At 53.9% G+C, this 22,854-nt stretch carries 21 protein-coding genes and 1 pseudogene; 16 read left to right on the top strand and 6 right to left on the bottom strand.

The features are described 5' to 3' along the window. Nucleotides 1-139: 139 nt before the first annotated feature. The gene (locus PGR09_RS06950) at nucleotides 140-1,201 is read left to right on the top strand and encodes a YncE family protein (protein WP_047067725.1); all 1,062 of its coding nucleotides are present in this window, start codon (nucleotides 140-142) and stop codon (nucleotides 1,199-1,201) included. A 139-nt stretch (nucleotides 1,202-1,340) separates the two neighbouring features. Continuing rightward, entirely contained in the window at nucleotides 1,341-1,562 is a 222-nt protein-coding gene (locus PGR09_RS06945; protein ID WP_015366425.1) for a YgdI/YgdR family lipoprotein, read from the top strand. 51 nt (nucleotides 1,563-1,613) lie between these two features. Here PGR09_RS06945 and ansP read toward each other — a convergent pair whose 3' ends face one another. Both ansP and PGR09_RS06935 read right to left on the bottom strand, forming a co-directional pair. Then, nucleotides 1,614-3,071: an L-asparagine permease gene (ansP, locus tag PGR09_RS06940; protein ID WP_430915969.1), complete on the bottom strand. Its 1,458-nt coding sequence runs from the start codon at nucleotides 3,069-3,071 to the stop codon at nucleotides 1,614-1,616. Between the two features lie 187 nt (nucleotides 3,072-3,258). Continuing rightward, the gene (locus PGR09_RS06935) at nucleotides 3,259-4,146 is read right to left on the bottom strand and encodes a LysR family transcriptional regulator (RefSeq protein ID WP_047079092.1); all 888 of its coding nucleotides are present in this window, start codon (nucleotides 4,144-4,146) and stop codon (nucleotides 3,259-3,261) included. 205 nt (nucleotides 4,147-4,351) lie between these two features. On the opposite strand from PGR09_RS06935, the gene PGR09_RS06930 reads away from it, so the two are divergent. The 12 genes and pseudogenes from PGR09_RS06930 (at nucleotide 4,352) to PGR09_RS06875 (ending at nucleotide 15,024) form a co-directional block, all read left to right on the top strand. Further along, nucleotides 4,352-5,353, top strand: coding sequence for an MsnO8 family LLM class oxidoreductase (locus tag PGR09_RS06930; RefSeq protein ID WP_063416008.1), 1,002 nt, complete (start codon nucleotides 4,352-4,354; stop codon nucleotides 5,351-5,353). Then, nucleotides 5,350-6,471 carry an amidohydrolase gene (locus tag PGR09_RS06925; RefSeq protein WP_320482383.1) on the top strand — a complete coding sequence of 374 codons (1,122 nt, stop codon included), beginning with the start codon at nucleotides 5,350-5,352 and terminating at the stop codon, nucleotides 6,469-6,471. The genes PGR09_RS06930 and PGR09_RS06925 overlap by 4 nt, the downstream gene beginning before the upstream one ends. A gap of 24 nt (nucleotides 6,472-6,495) precedes the next feature. Continuing rightward, a pseudogene (locus PGR09_RS06920) lies at nucleotides 6,496-8,759 on the top strand (NtaA/DmoA family FMN-dependent monooxygenase). 11 nt (nucleotides 8,760-8,770) lie between these two features. Beyond that, nucleotides 8,771-9,280, top strand: coding sequence for a GNAT family N-acetyltransferase (locus PGR09_RS06915; RefSeq protein WP_430915968.1), 510 nt, complete (start codon nucleotides 8,771-8,773; stop codon nucleotides 9,278-9,280). Between the two features lie 9 nt (nucleotides 9,281-9,289). Continuing rightward, nucleotides 9,290-10,210 (top strand): amino acid ABC transporter permease, encoded by a 921-nt coding sequence (locus tag PGR09_RS06910; RefSeq protein ID WP_430915967.1) that lies wholly within the window; start codon nucleotides 9,290-9,292, stop codon nucleotides 10,208-10,210. After that, nucleotides 10,194-10,970, top strand: a complete 777-nt coding sequence (locus PGR09_RS06905; RefSeq protein WP_045394065.1) for an amino acid ABC transporter ATP-binding protein — start codon at nucleotides 10,194-10,196, stop codon at nucleotides 10,968-10,970. The genes PGR09_RS06910 and PGR09_RS06905 overlap by 17 nt, the downstream gene beginning before the upstream one ends. 20 nt (nucleotides 10,971-10,990) lie before the next feature. Further along, nucleotides 10,991-11,860 (top strand): transporter substrate-binding domain-containing protein, encoded by an 870-nt coding sequence (locus PGR09_RS06900; protein WP_430916011.1) that lies wholly within the window; start codon nucleotides 10,991-10,993, stop codon nucleotides 11,858-11,860. Nucleotides 11,861-11,934: 74 nt separating this feature from the next. Next, complete coding sequence (locus tag PGR09_RS06895; protein WP_063416004.1) at nucleotides 11,935-12,633, top strand: YoaK family protein; 699 nt, start codon at nucleotides 11,935-11,937, stop codon at nucleotides 12,631-12,633. Nucleotides 12,634-12,668: 35 nt separating this feature from the next. Further along, on the top strand, nucleotides 12,669-13,286 hold the full coding sequence (locus tag PGR09_RS06890) for a glutathione S-transferase family protein (protein ID WP_289577736.1): 618 nt from the start codon (nucleotides 12,669-12,671) through the stop codon (nucleotides 13,284-13,286). A gap of 68 nt (nucleotides 13,287-13,354) precedes the next feature. Beyond that, complete coding sequence (gene pptA, locus PGR09_RS06885) at nucleotides 13,355-13,582, top strand: tautomerase PptA (protein ID WP_047048700.1); 228 nt, start codon at nucleotides 13,355-13,357, stop codon at nucleotides 13,580-13,582. A gap of 345 nt (nucleotides 13,583-13,927) precedes the next feature. Continuing rightward, a complete protein-coding gene (locus tag PGR09_RS06880) occupies nucleotides 13,928-14,362 on the top strand; it encodes a winged helix-turn-helix domain-containing protein (RefSeq protein WP_047048697.1) in 435 nt (144 codons plus the stop codon). 62 nt (nucleotides 14,363-14,424) lie between these two features. Then, nucleotides 14,425-15,024 carry a helix-turn-helix transcriptional regulator gene (locus PGR09_RS06875; RefSeq protein WP_045394080.1) on the top strand — a complete coding sequence of 200 codons (600 nt, stop codon included), beginning with the start codon at nucleotides 14,425-14,427 and terminating at the stop codon, nucleotides 15,022-15,024. Nucleotides 15,025-15,075: 51 nt separating this feature from the next. Here the strand turns inward: PGR09_RS06875 and PGR09_RS06870 are convergent, their stop codons facing one another. The 3 genes from PGR09_RS06870 to PGR09_RS06860 are packed head-to-tail and all read right to left on the bottom strand — an operon-like array spanning nucleotide 15,076 to nucleotide 19,705. Continuing rightward, a complete protein-coding gene (locus PGR09_RS06870; RefSeq protein ID WP_047067707.1) occupies nucleotides 15,076-16,680 on the bottom strand; it encodes a carbohydrate porin in 1,605 nt (534 codons plus the stop codon). Between the two features lie 44 nt (nucleotides 16,681-16,724). Then, nucleotides 16,725-18,107 (bottom strand): MFS transporter, encoded by a 1,383-nt coding sequence (locus PGR09_RS06865; protein WP_430915965.1) that lies wholly within the window; start codon nucleotides 18,105-18,107, stop codon nucleotides 16,725-16,727. A gap of 26 nt (nucleotides 18,108-18,133) precedes the next feature. Beyond that, entirely contained in the window at nucleotides 18,134-19,705 is a 1,572-nt protein-coding gene (locus PGR09_RS06860) for a sugar hydrolase (protein ID WP_430915964.1), read from the bottom strand. A 204-nt stretch (nucleotides 19,706-19,909) separates the two neighbouring features. Here PGR09_RS06860 and PGR09_RS06855 point away from each other — a divergent pair, with 204 nt between their 5' ends. Next, nucleotides 19,910-20,740, top strand: coding sequence for a helix-turn-helix domain-containing protein (locus PGR09_RS06855; RefSeq protein WP_045394088.1), 831 nt, complete (start codon nucleotides 19,910-19,912; stop codon nucleotides 20,738-20,740). Nucleotides 20,741-20,746: 6 nt separating this feature from the next. Here PGR09_RS06855 and PGR09_RS06850 read toward each other — a convergent pair whose 3' ends face one another. Then, nucleotides 20,747-21,331: a flavin reductase family protein gene (locus tag PGR09_RS06850; RefSeq protein ID WP_045394090.1), complete on the bottom strand. Its 585-nt coding sequence runs from the start codon at nucleotides 21,329-21,331 to the stop codon at nucleotides 20,747-20,749. A gap of 173 nt (nucleotides 21,332-21,504) precedes the next feature. On the opposite strand from PGR09_RS06850, the gene nhoA reads away from it, so the two are divergent. Further along, a complete protein-coding gene (gene nhoA / locus PGR09_RS06845) occupies nucleotides 21,505-22,350 on the top strand; it encodes an N-hydroxyarylamine O-acetyltransferase (RefSeq protein ID WP_045394092.1) in 846 nt (281 codons plus the stop codon). The last annotated feature ends 504 nt before the right edge of the window (nucleotides 22,351-22,854 follow it).

The following is a 22,854-nucleotide window of genomic DNA, read 5'->3' as shown; positions in this document are numbered from 1 at the left end:
TAACCAAAAAAGGCAATTAACGCTCCACATTACGATAAATAATGATTACTATTCTCATTTACAAAAAGAGTGAAGTTAACCTTCACGCTGTGGAAGCCATCTCTAACCAGTAATTAATTGTTCTATAAAGGGAATCGTTATGTCATTACGTCAGTTATCCGCGCCGCGTCTGCGTCGTTCTCTGTTATTAACGTCGTTACTGTTGGCAGGCAGCTTCAGCGCCCACGCCGCCGAGGAGCTCCTGCGCAAAGCGGTCGGTAAAGGCGCGTACGAAATGGCGTATAGCCAGCAGGAAAATGCGCTGTGGGTTGCCACCTCGCAAAGCCGTTCGCTGGATAAGGGCGGTATCGTCTATCGTCTGGATCCGACCACGCTCGACATCACCCAGGTTATTCATAACGACCTGAAACCGTTCGGCGCCACCATCAATAACACCACCCAGACGTTGTGGTTTGGCAACACCGTTGATAGCAGCGTGACCGCAATAGATGCCAAAACCAGCGCGGTGAAAGGGCGACTGGTCCTCGATGACCGTAAACGTAGTGATACCGTGCGCCCGCTGCAGCCGCGTGAGCTGGTGGTGAATGAGAAAACCAATACCGTGTATATCTCCGGGCTGGGTAAAGAGAGCGTGATTTGGGTGGTGGATGGCGACAAGCTGACGCTGAAAGATACCATTGCCAATACCGGCGCGATGGCCACCGGGCTGGCGCTCGATGCTGACGCTAAACGTCTTTACACCACCAATGCCGATGGCGAACTGCTGACTATCGATACCGATAGCAATAAGATCCTCTCGCGTAAGAAGCTGCAGGATGACGGTAAGGAGCATTTCTACCTGAACCTGAGTCTGGATACAGCCGGCCACCGCGCTTTCATTACCGACAGCAAGCAGCCGGAAGTGCTGGTGGTGGATATTCGTGACGGGAAAGTGCTGCAAAAAATCGCCGCGCCGGAATCTTTAGCGGTGCTGTTTAACCCGACCCGCAACGAAGTCTACGTCACCCATCGCAAAGCGGGTGAAGTCAGCGTCATTGATGCTAAGACCTATAAGGTTGTCAAAACCTTCAAAACGCCGACCTTCCCGAATAGCCTGGCGCTGTCCGCCGATGGAAAAACGCTGTTTGTTAGCGTGAAGCAGGAGTCAACTCGTCAGAAAGAGGCCACCGCGCCGGACGACGTAATCCGCATTGCCCTGTAATTCCCAGGGAGGGGGCGACCCCTCCTTACTCCGGGTCTCATCCTCTGTTACAAACCGCTATTAGCCTGATTACTATAAAGGTTATACACTTACTTTTTCCCGCGCGCGGCGGGAGAGTGGTAATCATTCTGGAGAAATTATGAAAAAGCCATATATGGTGATCTGCGCGGCGGCAATGCTGGCGCTTCTGGCAGGCTGCAGCTCTAATTACGTCATGACGACAAAAAGTGGGCAAACTATTGTGACCCACGGCAAACCGCAGTTGGATAAAGAGACCGGCATGACCAGCTATATTGATGAGTCTGGCAACAAACGCGAAATCAACAGCAGCGACGTTGCTCAACTGGTGGAAGATAATTAATTTTTCGGTGACGGTTTGCCCGCTGAGGGGCAAACCGTTATGGAAAAGCGCTTAGCGTTTTTCACCGCCCGGCGCCGTGCTGTGAACATCAGCCACGCGTTTACGTACGCCGAACCAGCCTGCGACCAGCAGCACCGCCAGCAGCGGAATGGACCCGATGGTATAGGTGCCGTTCGGGTAGTCAAATGCCATCAATACCAGTACGCTCAGCAAGAACAGCAGCGTTAGCCATGAAGTAAATGGCGCGCCCGGCATTTTGAAGCTCACATCCGCCGCTTTGCCTTCCTTGATAGCCTTACGCAGACGCATCTGGCAGATCACGATAAAGCCCCATGAAGCGATAATCCCCAGGGATGCGACGTTAAGCACGATCTCAAATACCTGCGACGGCACCAGATAGTTGAGGAAAACCCCCACCACGTAGACTGCCAGCGTCGCGAGGATCCCGGCGTAAGGGACGTGATGGCGGCTCATCTTCGACATAAACTTCGGCGCTGAACCTCCCATCGACATCGAACGCAGAATTCGCCCGGTGCAGTACAGGCCTGAGTTCAGGCTGGAGAGGGCGGCCGTTAATACCACGATGTTCATCACGCTACCGATGTATGGTACGCCGAGCTTCGAGAAGAAGGTGACGAACGGGCTTTGCCCTGCCTGATAGGCGTTCCACGGCAGCAGCAGCACCAATAGCACGACGGAACCGACGTAGAACAGGCCGATACGCCAGATCACGCTGTTAATCGCTTTCGGTACCATGGTTTCCGGGTCTTTACATTCGCCCGCCGCGGTACCCACCAGCTCGATGGAAGCGAAGGCGAAGACAACGCCCTGAACCAGCACCAGTGCCGGCAACAGACCGTGGGGGAAGAAACCGCCGTTGTCGGTAATCAGATGGAAGCCGGTGGCATTGCCATCCAGCGGTTTTCCGGTACCGAGGAAAATCGTGCCGACTACCAGGAATGCGACAATAGCCAGTACTTTTACCAACGCGAACCAGAACTCCATCTCAGCGAACCATTTCACACCGATCATATTCATGGTGCCGACGATCGCCAGCGCGCCAAGAGCGAAGACCCACTGCGGAACATCGCCGAAAGCGCCCCAATAATGCATATACAAGGCGACGGCGGTGATATCGACGATACCGGTCATTGCCCAGTTAACGAAATACATCCAGCCGGCGACGTAGGCGGCTTTTTCACCGAGGAATTCACGAGCGTAAGAGACGAAACTACCGCTGGAGGGGCGATGGAGAACCAGTTCGCCGAGGGCGCGAAGGATGAAGAAGGAGAAGATACCGCAAACCAGATAAACCAGCGCCAGCGCCGGACCCGCCATTTGTAAACGCGCCCCGGCGCCGAGGAACAGACCGGTACCGATGGCGCCGCCAATGGCGATCATCTGTACCTGACGGTTGCCCATTGCTTTGTGGTAACCCGATTCGTGCGAGTTGAGCCAGTGGCGTTTCGCGGCATGATGTTCCGCCGCGTCAGTGTGTTTGTTATTCATTGATGTACCCATTTTCCTGTCAATGTCCATGAGTGGTTGTCGTATCGCGCAGCGGCGATACATCGTGCTGGCTTTCTCACCATTCTGTCGTAGAGATAAACCATACACGGCGCTGCATCCTACACGTAACGTGATAGTGACGCACGTAAAACATTTCGCTACAGCACTTACTTAAATATCAATGAGTTCAATGACGCAACGCGTCGACGAGTAGCGCAAACGCAGCGGTGTGCTGCCGGCGACTGGGGTAATACAGATGATAACCAGGGAAGGTTGGCGTCCAGTCTTCGAGAACCTGCACTAATCGACCGGCCGCCAGCGCCTCCTCGACGACATCTTCAGGGACATAGGCCAGGCCGAGACCGGATTCCGCGGCATCAATGCGTTGCGGCAAGCCATTCAGCGTCAGTTGTCCGTCCACATAAACCTGGAAGGTTTTATTATTGTCGCTGAATTCCCAGGCGTAGAGCCCGCCGCGGGTCGGTAGCCGTATATTAATACAGCGATGCTGATCCAGTTGATAAGGCGTCTGCGGTGTGCCGTGGCGTTGAAGATAATCAGGCGAGCCCACGACGACCATGCGCATGTCCGGGGCGATGCGCACCGCAATCATGTCCTTTGCCACCTGATCGCCGAGACGTATACCGGCGTCAAAGCGGCCATCGACGATATCGGCCAGGCCGTTATCGACGGTAATTTCGATATTGATATCGGGATAACGCAACATAAATGGCTTCAATGCCGGCCACAAAACCGCGCTGACGGCGTGTTCGCCGGCGTTAAGGCGAATATTACCCGCCGGAAGGTCGCGGTTATCCCTCAAGGCGCTGAGCTCGCGTTCAATTTCCGTGAGATGTGGACGTAAATTCTGGAACAATTTTTCACCCGCGTCGGTGGGGGCGACGCTGCGGGTAGTACGGGTCAGCAGGCGAACATCAAGCCGGGCCTCGAGGTTGCGCATCGCATGGCTCAGCGCAGATTGCGACACCCCAAGTTGGGCGGCGGCGCGGGTGAAACTGCGTTCGCGGGCAACTACCATAAACGACAGGAGATCGTTGAAGTTATCTTTTAGCATCATTATTCCGCATTGATGAATTTAATTCATGGCTGGGAATTGAGTCTAAACCTTGTCCGGCAGATCCGCCACGAAGAGACCATATTGGACCCGTATCTTATTGCGCATATCTAATTTCCGGCAGAGTACATGTGAATAAATTGTTTCTCAGTACGCGTTGCAGATTCTAATAATGCAGGCATGTTAATTAAAACGAGCCTGCGAAATGTCTTATCGAATCAGTATCCTGGATAAAAGTCCTCTTGCTCCTGGCGAAACTGCTGCTCAGGCGCTGGCGCGTACGTTAACGCTTGCGCAACAGGCAGAACGCTGGGGATATCATCGTTTCTGGATTGCCGAGCATCACAACGCGGAACAGCTGGCGAGCCCGTCGCCGGAGCTATTGATTGCCTGGATCCTCGGGCAAACCCGGCAGATCCGCGTCGGCTCCGGCGGCGTGATGCTGCAGCACTATAGCCCTTACAAAGTCGCCGAAAACTTTAATTTGCTCGCCAGTATTGCACCAGGACGCGTCGATCTCGGCGTTGGCAAGGCGCCAGGCGGTCTGCCGCTTGCTACTCGCGCGCTGCAACAGGGCGTCCATCAGCATGAGAAGGGCAGTTTTGCCGAACAGCTTGCCCAGCTTGATAACTGGCTAACGTTGACCGAAAGCCAGGGTGAGGAGAGCCTGCGCGCAACGCCTATCCCGCCGCGCCGCGCGGACGGTTTCCTGCTCGGCGCCAGCGTCGAGAGCGCCCGCCTGGCGGCCCGTCTGGACTGGAACTTTGTTTTTGCCGCGCATCTCAACGGCGATAAAAACCTGTTGCGGGAAGTGTTAACCAACTGGCGCGAATTGAGCCGCCGGGAGGTCATCGTGGCCGTACAGGTTATCGTTGCGCAAGACGCCGCCAGCGCCGCTGAACTGGCGAAGCAGGTAGAGGTCTGGGGCGTTGAACTGGCAAACGGCCAGCGGGTAACGGTGGGTAGTGAAGCTCAGGCGGCAGCCTTCGCCCGTCAGGCCGGTAGCCCGCCCACGCGGATTGAGCGCCGCGAGTCCTCGCTGTTGTTCGGTACCGCAGAAGAGGTTAAAGCGCAACTCGATGCCCTTCAGGCGCAATGGGGCATTGATGAGTTTATTATTGATACCCCTATTGCTGAGGGCGGGGCGCGGCTGGAGTCGCTGGGGCTGTTGGCGCAGGCGCATTCTGGCGTGGAGGTGACGCCATGAATTTCGAACAACAGTTGATAAGCTGGCGGCGCGAACTGCATCAGAACCCGGAACTCTCATTACAGGAAGTAGCAACCACCGCGCGCATTCGCGACTGGTTGCAAAGCGGCGGCCTGCCGTTACTGCCTTACGAGTTAACCACCGGGGCGGTCACGGAGGTGGGCAGCGGCGGTAAAATCATCGCCCTCCGCGCGGATATCGACGCGCTACCGATAGAAGAGGCCACCGGGCTGCCGTTCCGCTCGCAAAATCCAGGCGTCATGCATGCCTGCGGTCACGATATACATACCAGCGTGATGCTTGGCGCGGCGTTGTTGTTAAAGGAACGAGAAGCGCAACTGCCGGGGCGGGTACGGATCCTGTTCCAGCCTGCGGAAGAGAGTTTCGGCGGCGCCAAAACGCTGATCCGCGTTGGCGCGCTTGACGGCGTATCGGCCATCTTCGGCATGCACAATGAGCCCAATTTACCCGTGGGCGAATTCGCCACCCGCGGCGGCCCGTTTTATGCCAACGTCGATCGCTTCGTATTCAAAGTGACCGGCAAAGGGGCGCATGCCGCCCGGCCGCATGAAGGTAAAGACGCCATCCTGCTGGCGAGCCAACTGGTGACGCTGCTGCAGAGCGTCGCCAGTCGCGAAGTGAACACCCTGGATTCGGTGGTGCTCAGCGTGACGCGGATCCAGGGGGGGAATACCTGGAACGTTTTGCCGGAAAGCGTGGAGCTCGAAGGGACGCTGCGCACCCACAGTAGCGAGGTGCAGCAGCGGGTTAAGGCGAGAGTCAGCGAAATCGCCGCCGGTTTCGCCAGCGCCTTTGGCGCGCAAATCGATGTCTTCTGGTATGCCGGGCCAACGGCGCTGGTTAACGATGAGCGCTGGGCGGCGTTCGCCAGTGCGGCGGCCGACCGCTTCGGTTATCGCACGCATCACGCCGATTTACATCTGGGCGGGGAAGACTTTGCCGTCTATCTGCAGCATATTCCGGGCGCTTTCGTCAGCATAGGTAGCGCCAGCGAATTTGGCCTGCATCACCCGGCTTTTAATCCGGATGAAAACGTCATTGCTCCAGCCGCGCGCTATTTCGCGGATCTGGCGGAACAGGCATTACATCATATTTAATTTTTGACAGGGTAAGGGGTCACTATGTCTGAAAAACGGCAATTACGTCTGGGGACGATTTTACATGGCGCCTCAGGAAATATGTCCGCCTGGCGTCATCCGGCGGCGTTGGCGGATGCCAGTATTAATTTTGAATTTGTGAAAGAAACGGCGCAAAAAGCCGAGCAGGGGAAACTCGATTTTATTTTTGTCGCCGACGGGTTATATATTAACGAAAAATCCATCCCGCACTTTTTAAATCGTTTTGAGCCGTTAACGGTATTATCAACGCTGGCGGCGGTGACCGATCGTCTGGGGCTGGTCGGTACGCTCTCCACCTCCTATAGCGAACCGTTCACGACCGCGCGACAGTTCGCCAGTCTTGACCATTTAAGCCACGGGCGCGCTGGCTGGAACGTGGTGACGTCGCCGCTGGAAGGCTCGGCGAAAAACTTCTCCCGCGCCCAGCATCCCGATCATGCGCTGCGCTATCGTATCGCCGACGAATATCTTCAGGTGGTTAAAGGATTGTGGGATTCCTGGGAAGACGGCGCTTTTGTGCGTAATAAAGAGAGCGGCCAGTTTTTTGATAAAAATAAACTGCATACGCTTAATCATCATGGCGATTTCTTTAAAGTCTCTGGTCCTTTGAATATTGCCCGCACGCCACAGGGACGGCCCATTATATTCCAGGCAGGCGCCTCAGATGACGGCAAAAAATTAGCCGCTCGCCACGCTGATGCCATTTTTACCCACCAGGAGTCATTAGCCGAGGCGCAGGCGTTTTATCAGGATGTCAAAAGCCAACTGGCAGCCTATCAGCGCAGTGCGGATCAACTGCATATTTTCCAGGGCGTCAGCGTAATCGTCGGTGACGACGCGGAGGATGCGGAGCGTCAATACCAGACCACGGCGGCGCTGGTCTCGATCGACGACGCGTTGAATTACCTGGGGCGCTATTTCGAGCATCACGACTTTGCGCAATATCCGCTGGATGAACCCTTCCCGGATATTGGCGACCTTGGGCAAAACAGTTTCCGCAGCACCACCGATGAGATTAAACGCAATGCCCGTGAACGGGGATTAACCCTGCGCCAGGTGGCGCTGGAGGCCGCCAGCCCGCGCCCGCGCTTCTCCGGCACGGCCAGCGATGTCGCCGACGGCCTGCAGCTGTGGTTTGAACAACGCGCCGCCGATGGATTCATTATTCAGGGCGGCACGCCGGAAACCTTCCCGCGTTTCGTTGATGAAGTGGTGCCATTGCTGCAGGCGCGCGGATTGTTCCGCCGCGACTATCCAGGCACCACGCTGCGGGAAAGCCTGGGGCTGGATCTGCCCATTAACCAATTCGAAAAATAATAAAAGAGAACCGCGCTATGCAGAAATCAACGCTATTGCTGGCCTTCGCGTTGGCAATTAGCGCCCCGTCGTGGGCGCAGGACGTCAATATCAACGGCACCGGGGTTAGCCTGGAGGCCAATAAAACTCCGATTCATACGGCAAAAAATCCGCAGGCAATTGCGCTGTTGCCGAAAGATCTGCACCTGGCGGTACCGGGGAAATTTACCGTCGCGGTTGCGGCGCTGAACTCGCCGCCGCTGACGGTGTTTTCGGATGATAACAAAACGTTGCTCGGCAGCGAGGCGGATATTGCGCGTCTGGTGGCTGACAGCCTCGGCCTCGAAGTCAACGTTGTTCCGACCTCGTGGGAAGACTGGCCGCTCGGCGTCGCCTCCGGCAAATATGATGCCGCGATCAGCAATATTACCGTCACCAAAGAGCGCAAAGAGAAGTTCGATTTCGCCACTTATCGTAAAGATTCGCTGGGTTTTTACGTTAAAAGCACCAGCCCACTGAACAAGATCGACAAAGCGGAAGATATTGCCGGGCTGAAGATTATCGTCGGCTCCGGCACCAATCAGGAGGCAATCTTACTCGCATGGAATGCGGAAAACGTTAAGCGCGGGCTTAAACCGTTTATACCGGTCTATACCAAAGACGACGCCGCGCAGACGCTGGCTTTGCAAACGGGCCGCGCCGACGCATTCTTCGGCCCTAACGTCATAGGCGCCTGGAAAGCGGCCCTTACTGGCAAAACCAAGCTGGTGGGCAGCGTGGACGGCGGGTGGCCGAAGGCGGCGCATATCGCGGTGACGCTGAAGAAAGGCAGCGGGCTGGTTAATGCCGTACAGGCGGCGCTCAACGGCGCTATCGCCAGCGGTGACTATGCCAAAGTGCTCAACCGCTGGGGCGAGGGAGTGGAGAGTATCCCACAATCGGAAATCAACCCCGCCGGGCTGGGCGATTAACAGGGGGCGCTATGAGCGAAGCATTTCGTGATATTTCTCCGGACGCGCCGGAATTACAGCCGATTATTAGCGGCCTGTTTGCCGAGTACGCCGCCCGTTACGGCGACTATTTTTCTCGTGATGCGGAAGTGGAATTAACCGAATGGTATCTGCCGCCGCAGGGGCTGTTTATTGTGCTGGAGCGTGACGGCGAAATCATCGCCACCGGCGCCTACAAGCCGAAAGACACGCACATCGCGGAAATTAAACGGATCTGGACGCATCGTCGGCTGCGTCAACAGGGGCTGGCCGCCAGGGTTGTACAAGAACTGGAGCGTCGGGCGGTGCTGGCAGGTTATAGCCATATTTTTCTCACCACCGGTTTTCGTCAGCCGGAAGCGGTAAAGCTCTATTTAAGCCAGGGGTATGAGGCGCAGTTTGACCTCGCTCGCGACCCGGAAGAGTACAGCCGGCCGCCCTATGATGGCCGGTTGCGGTTCAGTAAAGCGCTGGCGGTTAGCGCCCTCAGCCACAGCGCTTAAGGAGGCATTATGCAATCATCTGAAACGATCAAAGTGGTTCCGGCGCGCTACCCGCTGCGCGTCGCCGGGGCGGTATTGGCGCTGCTGGTGCTGGCGGTCGTCGTGCAGTCGGTCGCGTTCAATCCGCGCTGGGAGTGGGGGGTATTCGCCCACTGGTTCTTCGACCCGGTGATCCTCGAGGGGTTGGGGCAAACGCTGCTGCTCACGCTACTTGGCACCCTTTTAAGCGTTATCTTCGGCGGCCTGCTGGCGCTGGCCCGCCTGTCGTCGTCATGGCTGCTCAGCAGCCTGGCATGGGGGTATATCTGGCTGTTCCGTTCGCTGCCGCTCATTGTGGTGTTGATCATTCTGTATAACTTCTCTTATCTGTACGACAGCTTTTCGCTGGGGATCCCTTTCACCGGCGTAACCTGGGCGAGCTATCAGACTATCAACGTACTGGGGCAGTTCTCCACGGCAGTAGTTGGCCTGACGCTGGTGCAGAGCGCCTATACCGCTGAAATTATCCGCGGAGGCTTTTTGGGCGTGGATCACGGGCAGTATGAGGCCGCCGCCGCGCTGGGACTCCCCGCCTGGCGACGCACGCTGCGGATCATCTTGCCGCAAGCGCTGCGCACCATTCTGCCGGCAGGGTTTAATGAAATCATCAGCCTGGTAAAAGGGACGGCGATGGTTTACGTACTGGCGATGCCGGAATTGTTCTACACCATTCAGATGATTTATAACCGCACCCAGGAAGTGATCCCGCTGCTGATGGTGGGCGCCGCGTGGTACCTGGTGATTACCAGCGTGCTCTCCGCAATTCAGTACCTGGTCGAACGCGCGCTGGCGCGCAGCGAACGCCGCTCGGCGGTGAACAGCGTGCGTAATAATCGCCTGACCCAACCGGTTCGTCAGCCGCAGGAGGCCGTCCATGCTCAACTCTCGTAATGGTCATATTTCGATAACCGGGGTCAGTAAATACTTTGGCCGTCATAAAGCGCTGGATGATGTTTCGCTGGAGATAGCGCCGGGAACGGTGACGGTGATCCTCGGGCCGTCCGGTTCGGGAAAATCGACATTGCTGCGCACAATTAACCATCTTGAACGGGTCGATGAAGGGTTTATCCAGATTGATGGCGACTATATCGGCTATCGCCGTAAAGGCGACAAGCTGTACGAGCTGAAAGAAAAAGAGATCCTTCGCCAGCGGGTCAACGTGGGATACGTATTTCAGAACTTCAATTTGTTTCCGCATCTGACGGTGCTGGAGAATTTAATTGAAGCGCCGATTGCCCACAAACGGGCCAGTCGAAAGGAGGCCATCGCTCGTGCTTATGAATTGTTGGACATTGTCGGTTTGCGCAACAAAGCCGATGCCTGGTCGCGGCATCTTTCCGGCGGCCAGCAGCAGCGCATCGCCATCGCCCGCGCGCTGGCGCTCAATCCGCGCGTGATCTTGTTTGATGAACCCACTTCCGCGCTGGATCCGGAACTGGTTGGCGAAGTGCTTGATGTTATCAAGAAACTTGCCCGCTCCGGGACGACGCTCGTGGTGGTAACACACGAAATCGGCTTTGCCCGCGAGGTTGCCGACCAGGTGGTGTTTATGGTCGATGGCAAAATCGTTGAACAGGGCAGCAGCGATGAAGTGTTAAATCATCCGCAACACCAGCGTACCCGGCAATTTTTATCACGGGTGCTGGCATGAGGAAATTAGCTGCAGCCCTCATGCTGCTCCTGAGCATCGGCGAGGCGCGCGCCGAACTCGATTTGCGCGCCAATGAACAGCCAATGCCGGTGACGCGAGATGATAACGCGATTAGCAAAATTCCTCCGGACTATCGTTTTGTGAAGCCCGGTGTGCTGACGGTGGCGATTTCGGCATTAAATTCGCCGCCGCTGGCGCTGCTGGCCAGCGACAACCGCACGCGTATCGGCAGCGACCCGGACATCGCCCGTTTACTGGCGGGTAGCCTTGGTCTGAAACTGAACCTGGTGCCAACGGCCTGGGAGGACTGGCCTTTGGGGATCGCGTCAGGGCGTTACGATGTGGCGTTGATTAACATCGCGGTGACCGAGAAGCGCAAAGAGAAGTTCGATTTCGCCACCTACCGCGTAGACTCGCTGGCCTTTTCGGTGAAATCAACCAGTGACATTACGCGGATCTCAAATGCGCAGGATCTCTCAGGACGTAAAGTCATTGTCGGTTCTGGTACCAACCAGGAGCGGATCCTGCTGGGATGGAATGCGGAAAACGAAGCCGCGGGACGGCAACCGGCGTTACCGGTTTATCTTACCGACGATGCCTCCGGCAATTTGTATATTCAGTCGGGAAGGGCGGACGTCTTTTTTGGCCCGCAGTCGGTGGCCTCTTATAAGGCTGCATTAAACGGAAAAACCAAAGTTGTCGGGCTCGGTCCCAAAAAAGCATGGGTGGCCACCACCACTAAAAAAGGCAATGGGCTGGTATACGCGCTGCAGGCGGCGCTGAATGGCGCGATCGCGCGTGGCGAGTATCAGCAGGTTCTCGCGCGCTGGGGGGAACAGGGGGAGGTAGTCAGGCAATCGGAGGTCAATCCGCCGGGGATAACATATTGATGCTGTGATTATTAATAGCCAGGGATTGCTATACTCATGGCTACATCGTGTGTCTTATTAATGGATTAATCTCTGTGGCCGAAAACCAACTCTTACTGGAGCAACGCTGGCAGCACCATCGTGAGCCCGCGTTGCTCGCCGCTTCCGGCGGCGCTATCGACACTATCAGCTTCATCACCTTGTTTGGCCTGTTTACCGCCCACGTCACGGGAAACCTGGTAGTGGCCGGGGCAGCCCTGGCCACCAACAGCGAAGGTATTTTATCGAAACTGCTCGCCATTCCTGTTTTTATGCTGGCGGTGGCGATCGTCACGCTGGTTATCAAAAGTCGAAAAACCATTACGCCAGGCTTTCTTGGCAGCTTGTTCGTCGTTGAGATTCTGCTGTTACTCCTTTTCGGCCTGTTGGGGCTGCTGTGGCAGCCCTTTGTCGGCGCGGATAGCGCGACCGCGTTAATCACCGGTATGGCCGGCGTGATGGCGATGGGGGTGCGGAACGCCACCACCCGATTATTATTACCCACCACCAGCCCGAGTACGATGATGACCGGTAACGTCACGCAGTTAACCATCGATGTGGTTAACTGGTGCCAGGCGCCCAACCGCGAGAATAGAGAAAAAATCAAAAAATCGGGGGCTTCGGTGCTCGGTTTTCTGCTGGGAGCAGGGCTTGGGGCGCTGGGCTACATCCTGACGGGTTTCTACTCGGTGCTTATTCCGGTGGCACTGGTAGCCATCGTCGCCTGGCGCGAATTCAGCGCCGCGCGGAATTAGTGCTACGCTAAAAGTTTTCTGCCTGGGAACTGACGATCATGAAATTGTATGGTGTGCCGGGGTGGGGCTCGGCAATAAGCGAGATGATGTTGACCTTGGCCAACATCCCTTATCAATTTATCAATGTCGATGGCTTTGACCAGCCAGGCGCGCAGCGAGAGAAACTACTGGCGATCAACCCGCTGTGTCAGGTGCCTACCCTGCAACTGGCGGATGGCAGCGTGATGACGGAAACAGCGGCGATCGCGCTGATGATCCTCGACGAGCGCCCGGATCTGGCGCCGCCAGCCGGTACGCCACAGCGCCAGCAGTTTCAACGTTTGCTGATCTGGCTGGTGGCTAACGTTTATCCGACCTTCACCTATGCCGACTATCCCGAACGCTGGACAGCCTCAGCGCCTGACGAACTGCGTGAGAGCTGTCAGCAATACCGCAAATCACTCTATCTCTGGCTGGAACAGCAGCTGGCTGCCGGGCCTTACGCATCAGGCGGGAATATCACGCTGTTGGATTGCTATATTGCCGCGATGTACAGCTGGGGGCCCCGGCGCGAGTGGTTTGCCGCGCATACGCCAAAGTTTGCCGCTGTGGCTCAGGCGGTTTATCGCCGTGCGGAGCTGCAGCAGGTACTGCGTGACAATAATCTTCTCTAAGGCACAAATCGTGATTTGAGTTAGGGAATCTGTGATAGTTTTAAAATCCCAATAATAAGGAGCCTGCTATGCCACATGTCGATATCAAATGTTTTCCCCGTGAACTGAGCGAAGAGCAAAAAAGCGCGCTGGCTGCTGAAATCACTGAGGTTCTGATCCGTCATCTCAGCACCAAAGACAGTTCAGTTAGCGTTGCCCTTAATCAGGTACAGCAGAGCGACTGGCAGCGGGTGTGGGATGATGAGATCGCGCCGCAAATGGATTCTTTGATTAAGAAACCGGGCTACCGAATGTAAAGGACGGGCCGCTTTTCATCGCGCCAATTAGACTACTATCGACCAAGGTCAATTTTACCTGAGCGAAAGATATGCCGCTTTATTGATTTAGATCAATAAAAGTGGCTTTTTTTTGATTTCCATACCTTTCATTAATTTACCTTTTGTAAAGGAAATGGCCATTTAAGAATAATCCTAATCAACATAAATAACTGATAATATTAAGTTATAAGGTCATTTACGCTTTGTATGTATTTAAATGTAGTTTTATGTTTTGATTATTATGCATATCAAAATTGTTTAGGCGATTGCTCATTTGCCATGTAACCTGCCTTTGAAATGATGATTTTTATCATGGAGAGATGAATGATAATAGGTAGTGCGTTACTTGGTTACCAATTAGAGGATGATTTTTTTTACTTCTTGAAGTACCGGGAAATAGCTACTGTAAGTGGTAATAGAAAAAACATCCGTCTACGAAAAACGATGGCCTGTCTAATTGAATATTTATTTGAACATGGCCTTGAAAGAATTGTTAGTGATGAAGAGTTGATGGTGCATGTCTGGGAGAAAAATGATTTAAGGCCTTCATCGCAACGTTTATGGCAAGTGATGCAAAATTTACGTCGACTCCTCAAGGATGTCGGCATTGAGCAAGAAATTATATTACGCGTCAAGACTCAGGGTTATTATATCAACAGTCACTACGTTACAACTGTTTATTCTGTGAAAAGTGATAAACCGTTCTGCCAGAATGATGGCGCTATCATACAGTTACGTGGAATATCCGACGTAAGGTAACAGTCGAGTAGGATTTTCTATATTCAAGGTGCGCCTGTCGTTCTTATGCCAGGGTTATAAAATTGAAGGTTATAATTAATAGCAAGGATATCTGGTTTCGACTGGGTGTAGAATATTGTCTACAACAGATATCTTCTGAGTGTCATGAGCCCGCTTACGTTGAATTGGCTTACACTAACCATTCTATACAGCAAGCGGATCTTATTATTTTGCCGCTACATGGCTATCAAGATTACAAGCATCTCTATGCGTTATCTCAATTGTTTAAGGGCATTATTTTGGGAGTAAGCACGTCCAGAAGTAGTCGCCCTGGACGGTTGATTTATCGGGGGAATATATTGTGGGTGAGTAGTCGCGAATCGACAGCCAATATTCAAAAGTTGTTGTTGGACATTAAGCATCGGCAGTTATATGACCATGGCGGTCAGCCGGACTTTAGTCTAATAAAGGCAAAGGGGGGAGCCCCGCTCAGTGAAAGAGAGATGATGATTATCGATCATGTCGTAGCCGGCATGTCGGTGAACGTCGTTGCCAGAGTGTTAGGTCTGCGGGTAAAAACCATTTATGCGCATTTAGACAAGATTAAAGCTAACTTCAACCTTAAAGGCGGCAGTCATCTTCATCGCTTTATGATAAGCCCGCTGTCTTATCACTTATTGTAAAAGATGGTCATCCGGGAATGACGGCAGGGTTGCCGTCATTTTGTACCCTATTTAAAACCAGATTTCTGTCTGTACGCCAAAATTCCAGTTGCCGCCGGCGGTAAAACCAGAACTGCCAAAATCATCGTTAATGGCGTAGTGATCCAGAGCTTTGTCCCAGTTCATCCATGTTGCGAAGAAGCGAATCTCCGGGCGAGCTTTAATATCGAAAATGTCGCCGACTTTAAACGTTGGTGCGAAGGTAAGCTTGTAAAAATCGCCGCTGACGGCCTGATACTGATAAACATTGTCGTTATAGCGATAGGTTCGGCCATTAGGATTCAAATCCATATATTGCCAGGAGGCTTCATATAGCAGGGCAAAGTTGCGGGTGATCCCTTGGGAAAGACGCAGGTTAAAAGTAGCCCAGTCGTAGCGGTCGCCGTCACGATAACGGTTTTCGCTGTGTTGCGCGATGACCGATGGCGCCAATTGCCAGTTTTTCCCTAGCGGCAAAATACCGTAAGAAGCAAAACGCAGGGATTTAGCATTCCCGGTAAGATCGCCGTCGCTGCCCGGCTGGCGAGCTTCTGCGCCTAAACCGCCACCGTACTGCAGGGCGCTTTCTGAGATGCCAGGCGCAAGGCCGTAGAACTGCTGTTTGTCGTGATAAGCCAACATCGCGTAATAGCCATTTTTGGCGGTGTTGTCGCTACGTAGCGCATAACTGCCGGTCGTTGAGGTGTTGTCTTTTAGCGTGTCATTACCCTGCGCGGTCATTACCGTGGTCATTAACTGCCAGTTTCGCCAGAAATGATTGGCGGTAAACATCAGATTCTGAATATCGTTATCTTCATAGTTATCGCTACCTAAATCGCCAAAGTTGCGGGCGTAGACTGAATAATCGCCCCGAAGCTGTTGACTCCAACGCACATCATTGATTCCGCCGCCGGTACCGCCGAGGAACATAATATCGCTATCGGTAAAGTGAATATCGAAGTTATCCCGATCAAAGCGTTTTCCGGCCCAAATCGACGCCTGGTTAAATGGACCGCTAAAATCAGCGAAGCTACCCATCTCGACATACAGTTGGCGTACGTTAAGGTGGTGGCTATTATTATCCTGCACCCACGGATCCGGGTTGGTGGCGCCATCGGCAAGCATTGTTTTGAAATGTGCCCATGAACCGTCGCTAAAGGTCATTTTTTTGCCAAAGCTCAGTTCAACATAGTTATCTTTCTCATTGCCAAGACGACCCACGTGGGCGTCGCCGTTAAGCGAACTGGCCGGTGAAATACCGGGTCCGCCGCGCGCGCCTTTACCGTGGCTGTTCACCAGCATTCCGGAACGGGCGTAGGCATTAAATTCAAAACCGTTATCGTCGGTGGATTTGGCCAATTGACGACTGATCTGCTGCTGTTTTTGTTCGCCGGCATCAGTGCGCTTACTTAGGCTTTGTATCTGTTTTTCGGCATTGCTGGCGCGTTGTTCTGCGACGGAGGTTCGCTGTTCGGCCTGCTGCGCACGGCGGTTTGCTTCGGCTGCCTGGTGTTCCGCATGTTTCAGTCTGGCCTCAAGTTGGGCCAGCCGCTGCTCGATAGTGAGCGGCGCGGCCAACGCGTCGGAGGCCGAAAAAAGGGCGCAGCAAACTGCTGCGCAAATCAAAGAGAGACGCATACTTATCCTTGTCAGTTTCAGAGGTAATAAAAGAGGGGGCGAACTTAAATCGCCTGACGTTCTCCGTCTGTTGAATGAATGTCGGACGTGGCATAGCGCCCGGCATCGAGGTCTGCGCGGATTTGCTCGTAATGATCGTCAAGCCGATAAAAACGACCCATCCACAACATCGAGGCAAAGATCAGTAGCGCCGGAATGTAGAGATAGCAGGACTTTATCGCCAGCATCGCCGTTTCACTTTGCGCCTGGTTGGCGATATAGCCGCCTGAAGTGAGCTGGGCGCCCGTAATCGCGCCAGCGCCAGCCATGGCCACTTTGCCAAGAAAACCATTGATTGAGGTCAGGATCCCAGCGGTATTCACTCCGGTTTTCCAGACGCCATAATCCACCGGATCCGCCTGCATCGAGAAGTAAATAGCCGTGCGTTGTCCGGCACCGAGCGAAAGGATCACCGCACCAGTAACCAAACCCCAACTATTTACCCCTGCCGCCATCATTACGATCATTCCAATGAGATTGATAGCACTGGCAATCAGGTAGACATGGCGTTTTTTTAGCCGACTGGCCAGCAGTGGGACGGTCAATGTCCCCAGCAGAGGCACAAATGTCGAAATACCGGCGACGATTGCCGTCAGACTGCTATTGCCGACGTAGTAGTGGAAGAAGTAAACCAACGCGCCTGTCTGGAAGAAAAAGGCGCCCCACATCAGGAAAATGTTAATCGCGAAAACCCACCACGGACGGTTGGCGCGTAGGCTGAACCAGGCGCGTTTCAGAGTCATTTTTTCTTGAGTGATGGTGATTGTTTCTTTGACGTTGCGGAAACTGACCAGTAGAAAAAAAGTGGCAATCACGCCGAACATCACCGCGGTATAGAAAAACCCACGAGCCTGATCGCCCTGACCGAGGGTGCTGACAAGCGGCAGCGTGGTGACGGCGACAATGGTCGCCCCCAACGAGCCAAGTAAGATTCGTACTGCCGAGAGCGTAGTGCGCTCCTGGGAATCGTTTGTCAGAAACGGCAGCATCGCGCAAAACGGAATATTGACCAGTGTGTAAAGAAACGACAGACACAGATAGGTAATAAAGGCGTAAATCAATTTTCCGGTAGTGGAGAATTCGGGGACGTAAAACGCGAGGATACATAGCAGGCCGAACGGTACGGCGCCAATCAGCAAATAGGGACGACAGCGGCCCCAACGGGTTGCGGTATTGTCTATTACCAGTCCCATCAGTACATCGGCCACGCCATCCACCAGACGTGTCACCAGAAACATCACGCCGACGTACCAGGCGGGTAAGTTCATTACATCGGTGTAGAAGAACATCAGGTACAGAGAGATAAGCTGCCACACCAAATTGCAGGAGAGATCTGCTATGCCGTAGCCCAGGCGTTGCCGCCAAAGAGTGAATATATTGTTTGCCATAATGATATGCTCGTATTTAATTGTTATTAAAGATTATATTGGCGGATAAACCAGGCCGGGGTACAGCTCCACGCGTGACAATAGCTGTTAATCAGCTTGCTGCCGTAAGGTGAAAACTCAGGGTTGTCAGGATCAAAAACCTCCCAGAACGTATCCGCGCCGTAATCTATCATCGCGCCCCAGTAGGCTTTGATTTCGTTAATAGCTTCCGCGCGTAGCCCACATTGCAGCAGAGCAGCAACAAAATGGTGACGCAGATAGGGCGTGTTGATGGCCACCGACGGCGGGGAGGAAAGCAGATGACGCATGAGCGTTTCTCGTTGCGCACTATTGCCGACTTCGGCTAGCACCATCCAGATTTGTGATGCCCAGGAGACTTGACGTTGCGCGCCGCTAATGAAAAATCCTTGCGCTTCGTCCCACAAGCAGGACAGCGCAGCCGACTTTAGCTGCTGCAGATGCATCTGATAACCCGCTACTAACTCGGGCTGAAATTGTCCGGCGAGCAATACGGCGCGCTGCAGGCAGTAAATTAAGACGCCCTGGGCCGAAGTTTGCTTGTTTAGCGTCTCTTGCCAGTCGATAAATATCCACCAGTCGTCGCTATCGCGAACCAAATGCTGTTTATCGCAACGTTCAAGCGCCAACTCGATTTGCCGTCTGGCGGTGGGCCAGAGCTCTTGCGCGGTGGCTACGTCGCCGGTACTGCGTAGATAGTTGAACAGCGTATCAACAAAAAACAGCGAATAATCAAACAAAAAGGTGTCGTCGGCTATGACTTGCGGCTGAACGAAAATATTGGCGGAAACCATACCGTCTTGCCGGGTATGGCCAGCAAAAAGATACAAACAACGGCGAACCAGCGAGTGATTCGCGAACGTGACATCGTTAACCAGCGCCTGCAGGCGAAGATCGCCAAGCCACAGACGACGGTCGCGCTTGGGCCCATCTTCGAATACGTCTTGCATACAATTCTTCAGCGTCAGTACGGCTGTCTGGTCGATAAGCTGTAAACGTGGGTCTTGGGTAGTTGATGGGGGGCAGATACTGTGGGCCGAACTGACGGCATGGATGCGCAGTCGGGTGAAACACAGATTAAATTTTCTGGAAACCGCCTTGACCTCCACTTTGAGATAACGAAAGCAATAGCGTCGCGGGAGTCTGATTTCTCCAGGAAGTTCATCAATCCACAAATCCTGCTGTTGCAACCAGCTGCTGCTGAGCCAGCCCCGGTAATCATCAAATGATTCACAAACCTCGCTCAGCGTCTCGCCGAAGGTAAAATGAAGGTGCGCCGGGGCATCGGGAGGACTGCCGACGCTTAGACATGCCAGCTCAACATAGCCAACAAAGTGATTACCGAAGTCCACGATGACGCTGTCGCCACTGGTGAATTCACGCTGGTAAAATTGCTGTGGGGTGCAAAGCTCCACTGCCTGCCAGCCGAAGGGGGCGCTGGCATCGGCATGAGCGTCAATAATGGCCTGCGGTTCGCGGTATTCGCTGTGCAGTGCGGGTTTAAGCGACTCCGCGGTGCGTAAAAACTGCGGATGGCGGATCATCGCAACTTGGGCGTTGTATTGCATGGTTTGTGACATACTGCGTCCTCAAAGTTAGGGGACTCGCAGCATAAAATGACGATGTGAGTGGCAACCACTCTGGCAATGCCAACGCGATGGCCATGTTGGCAATGGCAGTGGGATGGGGCGGGTGACGATCACAATTTGATAAATCTTACCGATAGTGGTTTGGGAAATGCATTATCGTGCTATCAGCTGCCTTGCCGTATTGGATATTAAGTGATGATGACGTTGACTATTGATTCTTATTTCAGCAATCCACTCGCTAAACTGGCTATTTACGCCAGCGATCCAGAGGATAATAACCGCGAACATGGTCATGAATTCGCGGAGTTAGTGATAGTTGAACAAGGACATGGCCTCCACGTTATTAATGGCCGGCCTTTGTATATTCAACAAGGGGATGTTTTTTATGTTTCTCCTGGCGATACGCATTATTATGATGAGCTTGGGACGCTGAAGTTAATTAATCTATTAATTAATCCGCAGGTTGACTTTATCTATTTACGCGAACTTGCACCGTTATTGCAAAACTTTGCGGCCACCGACTCCTCGCGCTACGGTTGGTTATCGCAGGAGACCCGGCAACAGTGTAAGCTATTGATTGAAAAAATATGTAGTGCCGAATACCAACAAACTAAGAATAACGCCCTGCGTGAGGCCACCTTTTTTCAGCTAATTACGCTTATTCAACGAGCGGAAAGTGAAGTCGAATATAGCACCACTAAATACAAACTCCATAAGCTGCTCACCTGGTTACAGGAACATTGCTTTGAGGAACATAACTGGCCGCAACTTGCTGAACAATTTCACCTGACGTCGCGCACTGCTTTTCGTCATATTAAAGAGGCGACTGGATTAACGCCCGATAATTATGTCAAACGCCTGCGCCTGGTATCCGCACGAGTAAAACTGCGGGAAACGGAAATGACGATCACAGAAATCGCCTTTTTATGCGGTTTCGCCAATAGCAATCACTTCACGACGCTGTATAAAAAGGTCTTTGGCCTGACTCCCAGCGATGACCGCCGCCGCCAACACCAGGCGTCGTAGGAAACCTTATTTGTTTTCTGGCGTATTGGCCTGCACGTGACGTCCGCTGGCGACAAAATTACCGGTACCGAGATGGTGAATGGTATTGAGTTTATCATCGTCAAACTGCCAGCGGCCGCTGACGAAAACGCGTTCATCGGCCGCGGCGGCAACCACTTCGCCAAACAGCGTATCGTATTGTTCTTGTGCCGCGGTGGCGGGTAGCAGACGGCATTCCATCCACGCCAGGCATTTCTCTTCAATTAACGGTAACCCCAGTTCGGGCCCCTGCACCGTCGGGATACCGTAAGCATTGAACTTATCTTCATCGCGCCCGCTTACGCTGCCTACCGCATAGACCCAACTGGCGGCGGCCACGCCTGGCACCACGATACCAAAGGCGCCGTTACGCTCAATGAGATCACGCGTCCAGGTGCTTTTATCCACCACAATAGCCACGCGAGGCGGGGCAAATTCAACTGGCATCGACCAGGCGGCGGACATCACGTTGCGCCGCCCTGACTGCGCGTCATAACTGGTGATCATAATGGTCGGGCCGTGGTTGAGCAGGCGACTGGCGTACTGAAGTTCGACGTGGCGAAAACGGCTCATAAGCGTTCCTTGGTGAGTGGCGAATGCCTGTAAGTAGTTTATTCACAATACAAAGGTAATCAATACGTCAACCGCGACCTAAATCAGAAATCATCTGGCGCGATCGCACAAAATACGCCGTCGCGGGGAAAAAATACGCTATAAATGTCGGACACCAAAAGCTGGAGGCGTTGATGACCCCATTTTTAAGCGCGTATTTTACTCGTCTGGCCTGGACGGGAACCCCCGATGTTTCCATTGACACCCTGCGGGAGTTGCATAGCCATCACAATAGCGCGATCCCGTTTGAGAATCTGGACGTTTTACTGCCGCGTGAAATCCACCTTGACGATCGGGCGCTCGAGGAGAAGTTAATCACCGCCCGCCGCGGCGGTTACTGCTTTGAGCAGAACGGGCTTTTGCAACGGGCGCTAAGTGAGATTGGTTTCTCGGTTCGCAGCCTGCTGGGGCGCGTGGTGTTGGCTAATCCGCCGCAGATGCCGCCGCGTACCCATCGCTTATTGCTGGTGGAAGTGGAGGGCGAACGCTGGATCGCCGACGTCGGTTTCGGCGGCCAGACGCTGACCGCGCCGATTAAGCTGCTGGCGGATATTCCGCAGCATACGCCGCATGGTATTTATCGCCTGGTGCATGAAGGCGATGAGTGGACGTTGCAGTTTAATCATCATGAGCACTGGCAGTCGATGTACCATTTCGATCTGGGTCGACAGTATGCTTCTGATTATGTGATGGGTAACTTCTGGTCGGCGCACTGGCCGCAGTCCCACTTTCGTCACCATCTGCTGATGTGCCGTCATCTGCCTGACGGCGGTAAAATGACGCTCACCAATTTCCATTTTACCCACTGGGAGAACAACCACGTGGTGGAGAAGGTGGATCTTGCGGACGTGTCGGCGCTGTATGAAGCGCTGCAAACCCGATTCGGATTAGGTGTAGACGACCCAAAACACGGCTTCAGCGAAGCCGCGCTGGCAGCGGTAATGGCGGCGTTCGATACCCATCCGGAAGCCGGGAAGTAACGTTTATAACGGGACGAGGAAAGCGCATGGTCGCCGTAGGCCGGATAAGGCGTAGCCGCCATCCGGCGTAAAGGCTGGAGCCAGGGTCGATACATACCCGGAGTCGGCGCGAGCGCCTCGTCTGGGCTACACCGCTACAACCGCATCAATGCTGACTGAAACTGCCGATGTTGGTGGCCTCAAAATCGCTGAGACGTTCCCGGCATGCCGGGGCAGCCCGCATGGATGCGGGCTGAGGGCCGTGATTTGCAAGGACGCTGCCTCGGCCCGACCCGAAGCCTGCCGGGATAAGTCGAAGGAACCACGAAGTGGCGATTTTGGCGGCCAGAGCCCGGGAGTACAGAGGGCGGCGGCGACTGGCCGCCCTCTGTGCGCTCCCTGCGCCATGAGAGCCATAACGCAGAAAAAATATCGGGAGCGCAATGTGCTCTGAATTAACACAAAACACGTGTTTTTCCCGGACCATAATAGTTGCAAACCTATAACAGTATCTACCGGTATGGA

It is taken from the genome of Klebsiella sp. 141251 (assembly GCF_050600725.1).
Taxonomy (GTDB): domain Bacteria; phylum Pseudomonadota; class Gammaproteobacteria; order Enterobacterales; family Enterobacteriaceae; genus Klebsiella; species Klebsiella aerogenes.
The sequence above is the reverse complement of the archived record's forward strand: the minus strand, read 5'-3'. Positions and strand labels throughout refer to the sequence as shown.